The 15684-nt window shown below is 69.9% G+C and carries 16 protein-coding genes; 9 read left to right on the top strand and 7 right to left on the bottom strand.

Annotation, left to right across the window (positions count from 1 at the left end):
- Positions 1-49 precede the first annotated feature (49 nt).
- Complete coding sequence (locus tag HPO96_RS29595; protein ID WP_171677646.1) at positions 50-997, top strand: NADP-dependent oxidoreductase; 948 nt, start codon at positions 50-52, stop codon at positions 995-997.
- Here HPO96_RS29595 and HPO96_RS29600 read toward each other — a convergent pair.
- Entirely contained in the window at positions 986-1900 is a 915-nt protein-coding gene (locus HPO96_RS29600) for a LysR family transcriptional regulator (protein ID WP_171677647.1), read from the bottom strand. The two genes, HPO96_RS29595 and HPO96_RS29600, sit on opposite strands and share 12 nt — an antisense overlap.
- 84 nt (positions 1901-1984) lie before the next feature.
- On the opposite strand from HPO96_RS29600, the gene HPO96_RS29605 reads away from it, so the two are divergent.
- A complete protein-coding gene (locus HPO96_RS29605; RefSeq protein WP_171677648.1) occupies positions 1985-2791 on the top strand; it encodes an alpha/beta fold hydrolase in 807 nt (268 codons plus the stop codon).
- 219 nt (positions 2792-3010) lie between these two features.
- Positions 3011-3634, top strand: coding sequence for a superoxide dismutase (locus HPO96_RS29610; protein WP_171677649.1), 624 nt, complete (start codon positions 3011-3013; stop codon positions 3632-3634).
- Between the two features lie 78 nt (positions 3635-3712).
- On the opposite strand, the gene HPO96_RS29615 is transcribed toward HPO96_RS29610, so the two are convergent.
- Positions 3713-4519, bottom strand: a complete 807-nt coding sequence (locus HPO96_RS29615) for an alpha/beta fold hydrolase (protein WP_171677650.1) — start codon at positions 4517-4519, stop codon at positions 3713-3715.
- A 289-nt stretch (positions 4520-4808) separates the two neighbouring features.
- Between HPO96_RS29615 and HPO96_RS29620 the strand changes: the two genes are divergently transcribed.
- The 4 genes from HPO96_RS29620 (at position 4809) to snpA (ending at position 8878) form a co-directional block, all read left to right on the top strand.
- On the top strand, positions 4809-7115 hold the full coding sequence (locus tag HPO96_RS29620; protein ID WP_171677651.1) for a M4 family metallopeptidase: 2307 nt from the start codon (positions 4809-4811) through the stop codon (positions 7113-7115).
- A 109-nt stretch (positions 7116-7224) separates the two neighbouring features.
- Entirely contained in the window at positions 7225-7647 is a 423-nt protein-coding gene (locus HPO96_RS29625; RefSeq protein WP_171677652.1) for a phage holin family protein, read from the top strand.
- Positions 7644-8030, top strand: a complete 387-nt coding sequence (locus tag HPO96_RS29630) for a DUF3618 domain-containing protein (protein ID WP_171677653.1) — start codon at positions 7644-7646, stop codon at positions 8028-8030. The genes HPO96_RS29625 and HPO96_RS29630 overlap by 4 nt, the downstream gene beginning before the upstream one ends.
- A 230-nt stretch (positions 8031-8260) precedes the next feature.
- Positions 8261-8878, top strand: coding sequence for a snapalysin (gene snpA, locus HPO96_RS29635; RefSeq protein ID WP_171677654.1), 618 nt, complete (start codon positions 8261-8263; stop codon positions 8876-8878).
- Between the two features lie 59 nt (positions 8879-8937).
- On the opposite strand, the gene HPO96_RS29640 is transcribed toward snpA, so the two are convergent.
- The 3 genes from HPO96_RS29640 to HPO96_RS29650 form a co-directional block, all read right to left on the bottom strand.
- Positions 8938-10188: an RNA polymerase sigma factor gene (locus HPO96_RS29640; RefSeq protein ID WP_171677655.1), complete on the bottom strand. Its 1251-nt coding sequence runs from the start codon at positions 10186-10188 to the stop codon at positions 8938-8940.
- A 121-nt stretch (positions 10189-10309) separates the two neighbouring features.
- Complete coding sequence (locus HPO96_RS29645; protein ID WP_171677656.1) at positions 10310-10699, bottom strand: YciI family protein; 390 nt, start codon at positions 10697-10699, stop codon at positions 10310-10312.
- 69 nt (positions 10700-10768) lie between these two features.
- Positions 10769-11596: an SDR family NAD(P)-dependent oxidoreductase gene (locus HPO96_RS29650; protein WP_171677657.1), complete on the bottom strand. Its 828-nt coding sequence runs from the start codon at positions 11594-11596 to the stop codon at positions 10769-10771.
- 98 nt (positions 11597-11694) lie between these two features.
- On the opposite strand from HPO96_RS29650, the gene HPO96_RS29655 reads away from it, so the two are divergent.
- A complete protein-coding gene (locus HPO96_RS29655) occupies positions 11695-12327 on the top strand; it encodes a TetR/AcrR family transcriptional regulator (protein WP_171677658.1) in 633 nt (210 codons plus the stop codon).
- A gap of 52 nt (positions 12328-12379) precedes the next feature.
- Here HPO96_RS29655 and HPO96_RS29660 read toward each other — a convergent pair whose 3' ends face one another.
- Both HPO96_RS29660 and HPO96_RS29665 read right to left on the bottom strand, forming a co-directional pair.
- A complete protein-coding gene (locus HPO96_RS29660) occupies positions 12380-13879 on the bottom strand; it encodes an LCP family glycopolymer transferase (protein WP_238355631.1) in 1500 nt (499 codons plus the stop codon).
- A gap of 106 nt (positions 13880-13985) precedes the next feature.
- Positions 13986-14660, bottom strand: a complete 675-nt coding sequence (locus tag HPO96_RS29665; protein WP_171677659.1) for an SDR family NAD(P)-dependent oxidoreductase — start codon at positions 14658-14660, stop codon at positions 13986-13988.
- 53 nt (positions 14661-14713) lie between these two features.
- Here HPO96_RS29665 and HPO96_RS29670 point away from each other — a divergent pair, with 53 nt between their 5' ends.
- Positions 14714-15610, top strand: coding sequence for an NAD-dependent epimerase/dehydratase family protein (locus HPO96_RS29670; RefSeq protein WP_202886558.1), 897 nt, complete (start codon positions 14714-14716; stop codon positions 15608-15610).
- Positions 15611-15684 lie beyond the last annotated feature (74 nt).

The following is a 15684-nucleotide window of genomic DNA, read 5'->3' on the forward strand; positions in this document are numbered from 1 at the left end:
AGCAATACTCCTTGCGGGAAACTACGGTCCTGGGGATAGCTTCGCGGCCATGAGAGCAATCAGCCAGGAAGAGTTCGGCGGGCCCGAGGTCCTGCAGGTGATCGAGACCGCGCGGCCGGAGCCGCTGCCGACGGAGGTGCTGGTCCGCGTGCACGCGGCCGGGATCAACCCGGTGGATGCGAAGACGCGCGCCGGCGGCGGGGTTGCCGGGGTGCTCGGGGCGCCGCCGTTCGTGCTCGGATGGGACGTGTCGGGTGTCGTCGAGGCGGTCGGGCACGGCGTGCACACGGTCGCGGTCGGCGACGAGGTGTACGGGATGCCGTGGTTCCCGCGCGCGGCTTCGGCGTACGCCGACTACGTCACCGCGCCGTCGCGGCACTTCGCCCGCAAACCGGCGAACCTGAGCCACATCGATGCGGCCGCGGTGCCGCTGGCTGGGCTCACGGCGTACCAGATCTTGACGGCGCTCGCGGATGTGCAGGCTGGTCAGCGGGTGCTCGTACATGCGGCGGCCGGTGGAGTTGGGCATTTGGCGGTGCAGTTCGCCAAGCAGCTGGGCGCGTTTGTGGTTGGGACGGCGAGCGCGGCGAAGCACGAGTGGTTGCGTGAGCTCGGTGTCGACGAGGTGATCGATTACCACTCGACGTCGGTGGCCGATGCGACTGGGGACCTTGATCTGGTGGTGGATCTGATCGGGAGCGAGCAGACGCTGGCCGAGTCGGTTGCCGTTCTGAAACCCGGTGGGTTGCTGGTCGCCGTACCGTCGGGAACCTCGCCCGAGTTGCTGGCGACGGCCGCGGCGGCCGGTGTTCGGGTCGCGGGGTATTTGGTGGAGCCCGATGGGCACGCATTGGGCGAGATCACGCGGTTGATCGAGAGCGGGCAGGTTCGGGTCGAGGTCGAGCAGGTCTTCGCGCTGGAGAAGGTCGCCGAGGCCCATCGGCAGCTGGAGGAAGGGCGGACTCGGGGCAAGCTCGTGCTGGATCTAGTCGGGTAGCCACGCACCCTCGGGGACGTCCAACCAGTCGTCCAGCTCGTCGATCGCGGCGTGCAGGGCGGTCAGGCCGGGGTGGGTGAAGTTGGCGCGCCAGATCATCGACCAGGGGTAGAGGGCGACGGGGTCGACAAGGGGGCGCAGAACGGCGCCGGGAACGGCGGGCTGGGTGGTCATCGTGAGGATCGGGGCGTTCCGGTCCCGGATGTGCTGCGCCAGCTCGTCGGTCCCCTGGACATGCGGGTGCGCTTTGGCGGCGTCCACTCCGAAGGGCGCGAGCAGCTGATTGACGGCGTGCTCCCAGCCGGGGGTCGCGTGATTCCCGGCCCGGGAGCAGACGCCGGTATCCCGCAGCTGTTCGAACCGTACGGCGTCCAGCTCGGCCAGTGGATGCGCCTCGGGGAGGAGGACCGCGATCGGCTCCCGGCGGACGACGCGCTGCTGCAGACCGTCCATCGAGCCGGGATGCCGACCGAAGGTGACGTCGATCCGTTCGGCGAGCAGCAGTGGGACGGCGGCCTCGGCGCCGGTCTGATAGCGGGCGAAGTACTCGATGTCCGGCGTCCGCTGCCGCGCGGCCGCGAGCACCAGCGTCGGCGTCAGCCCCGGGCCGACCACGTCGACAGTCAGCGACGGCGTCGCGCCGCGCAGCTCCTGGACGGCCAGATCGTGCAGCGCGATCAGCTCCCGTGCCCGTCCGAGCAGCTGCTGCCCGGACGGCGTCAGGTCGACCCGCCGCGTCGTCCGATCGAGCAGGCGGACGCCGAGCCGCTCCTCGAGCCGGCGGATATCGCGGCTCAGCGCCTGCTGCGCGACGAACAGCCGCTGGGCCGCGCGGCTGAAATGCAGCTCCTCGGCGACGACGACGAAGTACCGCAGCAGTCTGATCTCCAAGTCGTCGGCCACAGCTCCTTATTAACACGCCAGGTGCGTCAATCGGGTGTCAACAGGTGTTGGAGTCCGGGCCGGGATCTCCCGCATGGTCGAGACATGGAAACCACAGCGAAGACTCTCGACACCGCCGATGGCATCGTCTACTACGAACTGCGCGGCGCCGGCCCGCTCGTCGTCCTGGTCGGCTCCCCGATGGACGCCGACTCGTTCGCGCCACTGGCCGACCTCCTCGCCTCCGACTACACGGTCCTGACCACCGACCCGCGCGGGCACCGTCGCAGCCCGCTCGACGACCCGAACCACGACTCGCGCCCCGAGCACCGGGCCGGCGACCTCGCCGCCTTGATCAAGGCGGTCGGCGGGCCCGCGATCGTGTTCGGATCGAGTGGCGGCGCGGTCAGCGCGCTCGCGCTGGCCCAGGAGTACCCCGAGCTGGTCCGGGCCGTGATCGCTCATGAGCCGCCGCTGCTGAACCTGCTCGACGACTCCGCCGAGCAGCTCGCGATCTCGGCGGACCTGTGCGCGACGTACCTGTCCGGTGACGTCCTGGGCGGCTGGCGCAAGTTCTTCGCGCAGGCGAATCTGGAGCTGCCCGACGGGATGCTCGAGCTGATGTTCGGCGGCGAGCGGGATCCGCAGGCGGTCGCGGACGAGGAGTACTGGTTCGCTCACGAGTTCGCCTGGACGGTCGGCTGGCAGCCCGATCTCGGCGTACTGCGGAACACCCGGATCGTGCCCGGGATCGGGGTCGAGTCGGCCGGTCAGCTGTGCGAGCGGACGACGTCCGCGCTGGCTGCCGGGCTGGGCGTGGCGCCGGTCCGCTTCCCCGGGGACCACACCGGATTCGCGGAGGACCCGAACGGTTTCCTCCCCGCGCTGCGGGCGGTGCTAGCCGACATCTGACACCCGGAGTCGCTCGTGTGGCGGCATGTGTGAAGCTGGGGTGGTCCGGTGGGTGCACTCGGCGGTTCGGAGCGGTCGCATCGGGCACCGGTCGAGTGCCGGGCGGATCGTCCCACCGCGTGGCGTCTTGACCTCAACCGTGGTTGAAGTTTCAAGCTGGTGCCGACACCAGGACACGGCGATATCCGGCCCCCGCGGGGCCCCGACGAAGGAGCAGAGTTGACCACGTACACGCTTCCCGATCTTTCCTACGACTACGGCGCCCTCGCTCCGAGCATCGCCGGCGAGATCATGGAGCTGCACCACTCCAAGCACCACGCCACCTACGTGAAGGGTCTGAACGACACCCTCGACAAGCTGGCCGAGGCCCGCGACAAGGGCGACTTCGGCGCGATCGTCGGGCTGGAGAAGACGCTCGCCTTCAACCTGGGCGGTCACGTCAACCACTCGATCTTCTGGAAGAACCTCTCGCCGGAGGGCGGCGACAAGCCGACCGGCGAGCTGGCCGCCGCGATCGACGAGTTCTTCGGCTCGTTCGACGGCTTCCAGTCGCACTTCACCGCCGCCGCGACCACGATCCAGGGCTCCGGCTGGGCCATCCTGGGCTGGGACGCGCTGGCCGGCCGCCTGCTGGTGCACCAGCTGTACGACCAGCAGGGCAACCTGCCGGCCGGGCAGATCCCGATCGCGATGCTGGACATGTGGGAGCACGCCTTCTACCTGCAGTACAAGAACGTGAAGCCGGACTACGTCAAGGCCTGGTGGAACGTCGTCAACTGGGGTGACGCGCAGGCGCGTTTCGACGCGGCGCGCGGCGCGAGCGGGCTCATCACCGGAGCCTGATCGCCCAGGCCATCGCCATCGGCCGCGCCCGCCCGTTGCCCGCTCATGCGGGCCGGGCGGGCGCAGTTGTGATGGCCCTCAGGAACAGAACCCCGCGATCACCGGCGCGATCGCCTTCGCCGCGATCATGTGGTTCTGCCCCGGCACCTCGCGGCACTCCGCCCCCGGGACGGCGGCCGTCACGGCGGCGACCGCGTTCTTCATCCACGCCGGGCTCTTGCCGCCGATCACGGTCAGCACCGGGACGCCGACCGCCGACCACTGCCCGGCGTCCAACGAGCGACCCAACCCGTTGTGAGCGACGAACCGGCCGTCGTACGGCAGGGTGTGCGCCACCGCGGTCATCTGCTTCCAGGCCGGCATCAGCCGCATCAAGGTGACCATCGGGCCGGGCAGCCCGACGCCCTTGGTCAGGAAGTACTTCACCGCGTCGGCCGGGCCGCGCGCTTCGAGATCCGCGACGAAGGTCTCCGGCATCGGCTTGCGGCTGCCGTCGACGACGAAGGGCGTCTCGAAAGCGACCACTCGCTCGATCGGCAGGCCCGCGTTGGCAGCGGCCAGCGCGAGCGCCGCACCGGACGACGTCCCGTAGACGTACGCCGAACCGCCGGCGACCTCGATCACCGCCGCCAGATCCTCGAGCTCCCGGTCGATCGAGGCCTCGCCTGCACGCCCGGATCCGCCCGGGCTCGCGTCGCCGGAGTCTCCCCTGCCTCGCCGGTCGTAGTTGTAGACGGTGAATCGGTCGGCCAGCAATTCGGCGAGCTCGGGCATCGGGCCCTGAGCGCGGCTGCAGAGTGCGCCGTCCACCAGGACGAGCGCCGGGCCCGATCCGCGCCGGTCGTACGCGATCGTCGTGCCGTCCTTGGAAACCGTCGTGTTCATCGCACTGCTCCTTCATCGGTGGTCTTGCCAGTGCGTCGAACATCTTGCCGCGAGATCGACACAGCGTGCGGAAATTACCCGGAGTGCGGAGGAAAACCCGTGTACTTCGGAGACCAATGTGACTTGAATCACGGTCGGTCGCGATTCGCAGTCGGCGGATGACAGGGTGCGGTCAACAAGCGCCCGCCCCGCTTGTCATCACAGGTGGGGGCTGGGCGTTTCCGGCCAGGAGCGAGCTTGGGGGCTCGTCACCGTTCCTGGCGCCAGACGGAAACCTGGGAGGAACCCTGTGAAAGCCCGTACCTGGCTCGCCGGCCTTGCCGCCGGCGCAGTCGCACTGACGCTGGCGGCGCCCAACGCCGCCATCGGCGCCCCGACGGCGGACCCGGCTCCGAAGAGCCCCGAGGTCCGCACGCTCAGCGCCCCGAAGGGTGGCGGCGGCGACTACGTGAAGAAGCGGGACGCGCTCGGCCGTGCGCACTCGATCCGTCCCGCGACGCCGATCAAGGCGCCCGCGGCCGTCAGCGGCAAGGCGGCCAAGTCCGCCACCAGCAAGCCCGACTCGCAGGCCGTCGCCAAGGCGCAGGTCGCCGCGGTCGCGCCGTACTTCGGCGCCCGCCCGGCCGACCTGGTCGCCAAGACCACCGAGCTGTCGGAGTACGGCTCGCAGACGCGTTTCCAGCAGACCATCGACGGCGTCCAGGTGTACGGCGGCGAGATCGTCACCAACCTGGACAAGACCGGCGCGCTGGAGTCCGCGAACGGCGAGGTCGCGCTCGCGACGTACGGCGCCTTCCCGGCCGCCGACCAGGCCGACGCGGCGAAGTCCAAGGCCCAGGGCTCGGCCGTGCAGGCCGTCGCCACCCGCGGCAAGCTCGACGCCTCGAAGCTGGACGCCGAGCTGATCGGCCCGCGCTGGTTCGACATGGGTCTGGTGACCCGGCAGCCCGGCTCGGTCGCGATCCCGGTCTACATGTACGAGGTGCACGGCCCGGGCGACGTCCGCTGGCAGGCCATGGTGCACGCGTCCGGCCAGGCGCTGCTGGCCTGGGACCTGCAGGAGAAGATCAACCGCGTCGTCTGCGACGCGGATCGCGCGATCATCCAGACCGGCGGTGAGGACGTCCGCTGCGGTGGCGGCGTGTTCGCGCCGACTCGCGTCGAGGGCGGCCCGACCTCGACGGTCGGCGACGTGAACCAGGTCTTCGAGTTCTTCGGCGACACCTCTGACACGTACGAGTCGCTCGGCACCGACCTGACCCAGCTGATCGGCGTCGACTACGGCGACGGTCTCGGCAAGGCGATCCGCGGCACCGTCCGGATCTGCGTCGACGGCGGCTGCCCGTTCGCCAACGCGTTCTGGAACGGCGAGCAGATGGCCTTCGGCGAGGGCGTCTCCACCGATGACGTGACCGGCCACGAGCTGACCCACGGCGTCACCCAGCACACCGCGGGCCTGGCCTACCTGTGGGAGGCCGGCGCGATCAACGAGGCGCTGTCCGACATCATGGGCGAGTTCGTCGACCTGACCAACGGCTCCGCGGACGACACCGCCGAGAACCGCTGGCAGATCGGCGAGGGCTCCAGCCTCGGCGTGATCCGGTCGATGTCCGACCCGACGAAGTTCAACGACCCGGACAAGATGACCAGCCCGAAGTGGTTCGACGACGACTTCTTCCAGGACAACGGCGGCGTCCACTTCAACTCCGGCGTCGGTAACAAGACGGCGTACCTGATCGCGGACGGCGGCTCGTTCAACGGCCAGAAGATGCTCGGCATCGGCCTGGCCCGCTCCGAGGTGTTGTGGCACGAGACCCAGAAGATCCTCACCACCGGCGCCGACTACGGCGACCTGGCCGAGGGCCTGCGGTCGAGCTGCGACAAGCTGGCCAAGAAGAAGAAGTCCGGTATGACGAAGAAGGACTGCGTCCAGGTCGGCCTCGCGATCAAGGCTACTGAGCTCGACCTCGAGCCGGCCGGCGGCCTGCCGGCCCAGGCCCCGGTCTGCGACACCGCCGGCGCCAAGGCGAAGAACCTGTTCAAGACCAGCTTCGCCGAGTACCCCGACGGCAAGGTCGTCCGGGACCAGGGCTGGGTCCTCGGCAAGGCCGAGGGTGTCGAGGGCTCGCTCGTCGACACGTCGTACAGCAAGGACGGTGACGACTCCATGCTCGGCGTCGTGACCGCCCCGGACCAGTCGATCGGCATCCAGACCGCCAACGGCACCAAGATCAAGAACCCGAAGACGTACCTGCGCTTCCAGCACGCGTACAACTTCTACAACGTGTTCATCATCTTCGGCGTCCGCACCGGTACCGGCACGCTGGAGTACTCCGACAACGGCGGCGCGACCTGGAAGGACAGCGCCGCGCTCACCGGCTGGACGAACGGCCCGACCGTCGACCCGAACTTCGACGACGAGCCCGCCGCCTGGCACGGCAACTCCGGCGGCTGGGAGACCAGCCGGCTCGACCTGACCGAGCTCCAGGGCAAGCAGGTCAAGTTCCGCTGGACCGAGCACGGCAAGGACTTCGCCGACCTGCTCCCGGCGAACTGGTGGCTCGACAACGCGTCGATCTACACCTGCTCCAAGTAGTACGAGCGTTCCCGAAGGCCCGGTGGACTTCCACCGGGCCTTCGGCCTGTTTGCGTAGCCTCCGGCGAGGTGGGTACCGGTCGGTCGAGCCGATCACGGGAGGCCGAAGATGACTGTGACACGTCCGGTGGTGGAGAACGAGCGCGTCGGGGCGCTGGTGAGTCAGGTGACCAGCGATGTGAGCCGGCTGGTTCGGGACGAGCTGCAGCTGGCGAAGGCCGAGCTGAAGGACAAGGGCAAAGAGGCCGGGCTCGGGATCGGATTGTTCGGTGGGGCCGGGACCGTCGCGTTGTACGGGCTCGGAGCGCTGATCGCGGCGGCCATTTGTGGACTTGCCGTCGTACTGCCGGCTTGGCTGGCGGCGTTGATCGTCGCGGTGCTGCTGTTCGCGGTTGCCGCGGTGGCGGCGCTGCTGGGTAAGAAACATGTCAGCCAGGCCACTCCGCCCGTTCCGCAGCGTGCCGTCGAAGGCGTGCACGAGGACCTCGAAGCTCTGAAGGGGCATCAGCCGGAAGGGAAGATCACCGCATGACCACCTCGAAACATCGCGAGCCGATGTCCGAGACCGAGGCGCTGCGTCTCGAACTCGAAATGACGCGTCAGCACCTGGCCGACACCGTGCAGGAGCTGACCCGCCAGCTGAACGTCCCGCGCCGGATCAAGGAGTCCGCGGGCCAGGCCGGGCACCGGGTTCGGGAGAGCGCCGGGCAGGCCGGGAGCCGTGTTCGCCAGAGTGCTGGGCACGCCGGTCAGCTGATGAAGGAGAACGCCGGCGTCGCGGGGCAACGGATGAAGGAAGGCGCCGGGCAGCTACCGGCGACGACCAAGCAGCACCCGAAGGCGGCTGCGGCGGTGGGCGGCGCCGTCCTGCTGGGCGCGGGCGCGGTCGCCTGGATGGCGACGCGGAACAGATAGACCGGTTCGGCCTTCGGGCTGGACCTCTCAGCCGTCGGTGGGTGCCTGGTTCTTCGGGGGCCCACCGGCGGTTTTCCGCGTGGTTATGGGCATTCTTCGCGGGTTATCCCCTGCGTTGGGGCTGAGGGGGTGCGCCGGGGTGGTGCGTTTGGCACTGTCTACCGCAGTAGCGAAACGTAGTCCCCGCATCGCTCTTCGTATCCGCCCCAGTTTCGGAGTGAGGCCCGCCCATGTCACACCGTCATGCCCTGACAGCCCTCGCCGTACTCGCCACCGCCGGTGCGCTCGCCGCGCCGACCGCCACCGCGGCACCCGCCCCCGAAGCCGCCCCGACGACGATTTCGGCCTACACCGGATCGCCGGAGGACGCGGCTGCCACCAAGGCCTTCTACGAGGCCGTCCGCAAGTCCGTCCTCGCCAAGCGCGCGGCGGCGGCCAAGAACGGCCAGAAGCTGGCCGCCGTCACCGTCACCTACCGCGTCAACGCCCCGACCTTCCGGACCCAGATCAACCGCAGTACGCAGATCTGGAACTCCTCGGTCAACGACGTCCGGCTGGCCGAGGTGAGCAGCGGCGCCGACTTCAGCTACCGGGAGGGCAATGACTCCCGCGGCTCGTATGCTTCGACCGACGGACGCGGTCACGGCTACATCTTCATCGACTACCGGCAGGCCCAGCAGTACAACTCGACCCGGATCACCGCGCACGAGACGGGCCACGTCCTCGGGCTGCCGGATCACTACTCCGGGCCCTGCTCGGAGCTGATGTCCGGTGGGGGCCCTGGCACGTCCTGCACGAACGCGACCCCGAACGCCGCTGAGCGCCGCCGGGTCGACCAGATCTGGTGACGTAACAGGTCCCGGCCCGGGAGCCTCCGCTGCAAGGGGCTCCCGGGCCGCACGTTTTCTCAGCAAGCGGCAGCGCGGTCGAGCAGGAGGGCGCGCTCGCGTTCGTTGCGGGTCAGGCCGGCCGCTTTCTCGAACTCCTTGCGGGCCTCGTCGAGCCGGCCGAGTTTGAAGAGCAGATCGCCGCGGACGCTCGGGAGCAGGTGGTAGTCCTTCAAGGACGGCTCGTCGGCCAGCGCGTCGACGGCGTCCAGACCTTGCTCCGGGCCGAACGCCATCGAGATCGCGACCGCGCGGTTGAGCTCCACGACCGGTGACGGCACGAGCTGTGCGAGGACGGCGTACAGACCGGCGATCCGCTCCCAGTCGGTGTCATCGGGGTCGGCGGCGCGGGCGTGGCAGGCGGCGATCGCGGCCTGCAGGAGGTACGGGCCGGGCGGTTTCTCCAGGGCCCAGGCGCGGTCGAGGCCGGCCAGGCCGCGGCCGATCAGCAGGCGGTCCCAGCGGCGGCGGTCCTGGTCGAGGAGCAGGACGGGCTCGCCGGTCGGGCCGACGCGGGCGTTCGCGCGGGAGGACTGCAGCTCCATCAGCGCCAGCAGGCCATGGACTTCGGGCTCTTCCGGCATCAGCTCGGCGAGCAGCCGGCCGAGCCGCATCGCCTCGTTGCACAGGGCCGGGCGCATCCAGTCGTCGCCGGCGGTCGCCGAGTAACCCTCGTTGTAGATCAGGTAGACGACCTCCAGCACGCTGGCCAACCGGTCGAGCAGCTCCTCACCCGCGGGGACCTCGAACTCGACCCCGGCCTTGGCCAGGTTGCGTTTGGCGCGGACGACGCGCTGCGCGATCGTCGACTCGGGCGCCAGGAACGCGCGCGCGATCTCGTCGGTCTTCAGGCCGCCGAGCAGTTTCAGGGTCAGCGTCACCCGGGCGTCCATCGTCAGCACCGGGTGGCAGGCGGTGAAGACGAGCCGGAGCAGGTCGTCCTCGATGTGATCCTCGAGAATCGCCTCGACGTCGTCCTCGACGCTCTCGCCGTCGATCTCCAGCTCGTGACCCAGTTCGGCGAGTTTGCGCTGGTAGGTCTCCTTGCGGCGGATCAGGTCGACCGCCCGCCGTTTCGCGATCGCCATCAGCCAGGCGCCCGGGTTCTGCGGGACGCCGGACTCGGGCCACTGCTCCAGCGCCGCCACCAGCGCGTCACCGGCCAGCTCCTCCGCGAGCCCGACATCCCGCACGATCCGCGCCACCCCGGCCACGATCCGCGCCGACTCAATCCGCCACACCGCGTCAATCGCCCCGTGTACATCGCTCACCCCGCCGATACAACCCCACGACCGCGACGAACGGCAACTGCCGTGCGGCGTACCGAGCAACGGGTAGAGGTGGCTGTTTCGAGGCCGAAGCAGCGCCTGCCGCCGCTTGGCGGCCGGAGTACTACCCGTTCGTCGGTTCGCCGTACAGCTCGGAGTCCGGGGCGAAGTCGGCTTCTTCGACGACCCGGCGGACCTCGACCTCGGAGCCGAGCGCCTCGGCCAGGCGGGCGGCCCACTCGACGGCCTCGTCACGGGAGCGGACCTCGACGACCATCACGCCGCCGATCAGCTCCTTGGTCTCCGCGAACGGGCCGTCGGTGACGGTCCGGCGTCCGGCGTCGACCTTGACCCGGGCGCCGAGGGCGCTGCGGTGCACCCCTTCGGCGAACAGCAGGACGCCGGCCTTGGACAGGTCCTCGACGACCTTGCCGACCCCCTCGACGACCTCCGGCCCGGGGAACTTCCCGGCCTCGCTGTCGGCGTCCGCCTTGTTGATGATCATGTAACGCATGGCGCTCGGCTCCTCTGTCTCGGTCGATCTCTTACTCTCACGTCGAGCGGCGATCGACCGGATCGACACTCAGCGGCGCACAGATTCCAGCATCGGGGCGGTCAGCTCGTACAGCCGCCGCGCGTTGGCCGGATCAAAGGTGGGCAGGCCCGGGTCGACCGGCTTCCCGACCGCGCGCAGGATCAACCGCTCGGCGGGCTGATCGTCCATGACCGCGAGGGTGTCGCGGGCGCCGTCCGCGGGGGATTTCGCGAACGCGGCGGCGGTGAGGCGGCTGAGCGCCCGGAGCGGTTGCGGGAGGTGGTTGCCGGGAGTGTTCGTGTACGGCGGCTGGATGCCGAAGTACTTCGTCCGGCCGTCGGGGTGGTTCTGCAGGTAGTGGATCGGCAGCAGGTCGTTGGCCCGGCCGTTCGCGATCGTCGTGTGGACGAGGCTGTATTTGCGCGCACTGTGCAGGTCGTCCCAGGCGACGGCGCCCTTGGTGATGCCGGTCGCGCCGATGTTGGCGATGATCGGCGTCGCGCCACGTTCGAGCAGGTCGGTCAGGCCGTAGCTGAGCAGGAACCGGCTCAGGTAGTAGAGGACGAACCCGGCCTCGAACCCGTCGACCGTCACCTTGCGCTTCACGAACGGGACCATCGCCGTCAGCACCAACGCATCCAGCGCCTGGTGGCGGCTGCGGGCCTCCTCGATCACCCGGCGGTTCTCCGCGAGCGAGGTCAGATCCGCCGCCACGAACGCAGCCTCCCCGGGCAACGCGGCGACGTCGTCCAGAAACGCGCGCCCCCGCTCCGGCGTACTCCCCACCACCGTCACCCGCGCCCCGCGCCGCAGGTAGTGCACCGCGATCTCCCGCCCCAACCCCGTCGTCCCACCGGCGACCAGCACGTTCCGCATCACTCGCTCCCCTCAAGTCATCGATCGATGACTTATCTGAGAACGAGGCTAGGCGGCCCGCGAGTACGATGTCAACACTCGATGACTTGGAGGGCGGGATGCCGGAGCGGAGCGAGGCGGCCGAGGGCGCCGCGGAGCGACCGGCCGCGGGCGCGCGGAAGCGGGATCGCGAGGCGACGCGGGCGCGGCTGCTGGAGTGCGCCCGGCTGCGCTTCGCCCGGGACGGCTACGACGGCACGTCGGTCCGCGACGTGGCCGGGGACGTCGGCGTCGACCCGGCCCTCGTCTTCCGCTACTTCGGCTCCAAGTCAGGCCTCTTCACCGAAGCCATGACGACCTCCCACGAAGCCGTCCCGCTCCCCGACGGCCCCCTCGAGGACCTCCCCGCCAAACTCATGCACCAGCTCGTCTTCCAGGACTGGTCCGAGTACGCCGGCGAACACCCCCTGATCGCCATGCTCCGCTCCGCCTCCCACGAAGACACCCGCGACCGCCTCCGCCAGCAAGTCTGCGACGGCTACCTCGGCGCCCTCGCCGAACTTGCCCAAGGCAACGACAAGGCTCTCCGCGCCGAACTCTTCGGCGCCTTCCTCCTCGGCGTAGGCATCCTCCGCACCGCCGTAGGCACCCCCCACCTCACCGTCGCCACCGAATCCGACCTGACCCCCCACCTGACCGCCATAGCCCAAGCCCTCTTCGGCCCGACCCCGCCCCCTGCTCCTTCTGCTTAAGCGTATCCGTCGGGGACGTGGTCGCCCGCCGGTTATCCACAAGCGGGTGGGGTTAGCTGGGTTGGGTGCCTTCGGGTTGGTAGGCGCAGGCGTCGACGAGGTTTTGGGTGGGGGGTTTGGGGGTGTTGGCGGGGGTGGATTTGGGGCTGGACTTCGCGGGGGTTTTGGGGGTGGTTTTGGCGGGTGGGGTAGGGGCTTCGAGGGCGGCGGCGATGGCTTCGCGCATGCCTTCGTAGTCGGGGTGGAGGTATTTCATGCGGAGCTTCGACACGTCCAGGTTGATGTTGGAGACAGTGCCGGACTTGACCTTGAGGGCCAGGGTGACGAGAGCGGGGAGGATCTCCTGGGGGATGTCGGTGCGGAGGAGGTGCTGGCCGGCTTTGGCGATCGCCTTGTACTTGGTGACCAGGGTGGCCGGGTCGGCGGCGTCCACCATGGCTTTGATCGTGCAGCGCTGGCGGATCTGGCGCTGGTCGTCGTCGGCGTTGTAGCGGCCGCGGGCGAACCAGAGGGCGTGCCGGCCGTCGAGGTGTTGCTTGGGGCCGGGCTCGATCCACTCCTTGGGCGGGATGTGGGCGCTGCTGACGCCGCCCATCGCGACCCGCTCGTTGACGTTGACGGTGATCCCGCCGAGCGCGTTCACCAGCTCGGGGAAACCGGTCAGGTTCACCTGCAGGTAGTAGTCGATCTTCAGGCCGGTGGCCTCACCGACGGACTGTTTGAGGACGTCGGCGCCCTCGTTGTCCGACGGGCCGAGGATGCCGGGGTGCGCGGCCGGGACGTTCTCGTACATCGCGGTCAGCATCCACTCCAGCCGGCCCTCCAGGCTGAGGCCTTCCTTGCCGAAGCCGTTCGGGTACTTGCGGTAGAGCGGCGAATCCTTCGGGAACGGCATGAAGGTGAGCTGGCGCGGCATCGAGATCAGCGCGGTGTTACCGGTCCTGGTGTCGATACTCGCGACGATGACGGTGTCGGTCCGGACGCCGACGCGGCTCGGCGCGTCGTCACCGCCGAGCAGCAGCAGGTTCAGCCGCGGCCGGTCCTCCCACGGGTCCTTGATGTTGACCGTCTTCGGCCGGGTCGCGCTCTTGCTCTCGCCCTGGGCGACGAACACGTCCTGGACCAGGTCCCGCTGGGCCATCACGTTCTGGACGGCGATCGCCGCCGGGGCCGCGATCGCGAAACACAGCACCCCGACGAAGGCCGCGCCGAGCGCCCGGCGGCCGGCCCCGCCCGTTGCCGGACGCAACGACCGGTGCGAGGCGACGATCACCACGATCCAGAGCAGCGCGAGCGCGCCGATCGTCACCGAGGTGATCAGCAGCCGGCTCGGCACGACGGCGGCCGCGAGGACCTCCTGGCGCCGGGTCAGCCCGACGTACACGCCGAGGCCGACCAGGCCGAGAGTGACCGTGAGGACGAACGCACCGATCCGCCGCCGACCGCCGGCGATCAGCCCGACACCGGGCACGAGGGCGCCGAGCAGCGTCCAGCCCAGCAGCTTCGGCACCGAGCGTGGCCGGTCGACTGCCGTGTGCGAGTGTCTCCCCATTGACTCCCCTGTCGCCGTCCGGGTGTGTCTCGGGACACGCCCTCCCAAGTGTGCATCGTTGCAGCACGCTCTACAGCTTCAGACGTGTTACAGGGCCATTCGGTTGTCACACGGGCAGATGACCGGCGGCGAATCCCTCGGTCTCGACCAGGGTCCGGACCACTCGGGCGATCTGCTCCGGCGGGGTCCAGCCGCTGGTGTCGGCGCCCGGGCGGGCCGCGCGGTTGGCCGCGGTGTCGATGGTCGCGGGCAGGATCGTGTTCACCCGGATTCCGTCCCCGGCGTACTCCGCGTGCAGCGCGTCGGCGAACGCGATCACGCCGGCCTTGGCCGCGATGTACCCGGCCGCGCCCGCGAACGGCCGGATCGCCGACCGGCTCGCCGTACAGACGATCGCCCCGGCGCCCGCGGCGAGCAGGTGCGGCAGGACGGCCTGCGTGATCAGGTACGTCGGTCGCAGGTTGATCCGCAGTTGGTCCTCGAACTCCTCGATCGGCGTCTCGTGCACACGTCCGCCGGAGGCGAACCCGCCGACCAGGTTGACCAGCGCGACCAGCGGCGCGCTCTCGTCGGACGCCGCCAGCGCGACGACGTCCGCGACACCGGCGGGGTCGAACGGGTCGGCGACGATCGGATTCAGCGCGGGATGCGCGCCGAGCCGCTCAACCGTCTGCTCACTCCGGCCGGGCGCGACGACCCGCCACCCGGCCTCCAGGAACTCGGCCACCACCGCGCGGCCGAGGCCTCCGGTGCCTCCGGCAACAACCACCGTCTGCGTCATGGTCGGAGCTTAATCTGGTCGCGGTGGATGTGGGCCGGGGTTAGCGTCGGCGGATGCGGATGCTGGCGTTGGGTGGGAACGGGTTTCTGGGGCGCGCGATCGTACTGGACGCGCTGGCGCACGGTGCGGCGGTGACGTCGTTCAGCCGTGGGGTGAGCGGGGAGGGTTTGCCGGGGGCGGTGGTGCAGCTCGTCGGGGATCGATCGCGTGCGGACTACGCCGCCCTCGCGTCCGGTGAGTGGGACGTCGTCGTCGATCTGAGCGGGTATCAGAGCCGGGAGGTCGACGAGGCGATGGACGCGCTCGGGGATCGGGTCGGGCGGTACGTGTTCATGTCGAGTCATGCGGTGTACGCGCCGGAACTGCCGACCGGCGCGACCGAGGACGGTGCTCGCCGGGAGCCGTTGCGGGCGGCCGACGTCCTCACGAACGAGACGTACGGGCGATGCAAGGTCGCGTGCGAGGACGACGTCCTGGCGCGGTACGGCGACCGGGCGACGATCGTCCGCCCGGGCCGGGTCACTGGGCCGGGTGAGTCTTCGGACACCGTCCTCTACTGGGTACGCCGAGGCGCACGCGGCGGCCGGGTCGCCGTCCCCACCAGCCCCGACCAACCGCTCCAGCTCGTCGACAGCCGCGACGTCGCCCGCCTCGTCGTCCAACTGGCCGCCGACGACCGCCCCGGCGCCTACAACGCCATCGGCCCCGACTCCACCCTCGGCGAACTCATCACCACCGCCGCCACCCTCACCAACACCACAGTCGACCTCATCCAAATCCCCACCACCTCCGTCCCACCCCGCTTCCCCCTCGTCGAACCACCCGCCCTCTGGCCCACCCGCCGCCGCAACCCCGCCAAAGCCCGCGCCGCCGGCCTCCCCGTAACCCCCTCCCCCAAACCCTCGAAGCCCTCCACACCTGGGACCACCACCGCGGCCTCCCACCCCTGACCGCCGGCCTCACCCCCGAAGCCGAAACTGCCCTCCTCGCAAGCCTCTAGTCCCTCCACAACCGGCGACCACCC

Source organism: Kribbella sandramycini, assembly GCF_013131805.1.
In the GTDB taxonomy this organism is placed as follows: domain Bacteria; phylum Actinomycetota; class Actinomycetes; order Propionibacteriales; family Kribbellaceae; genus Kribbella; species Kribbella sandramycini.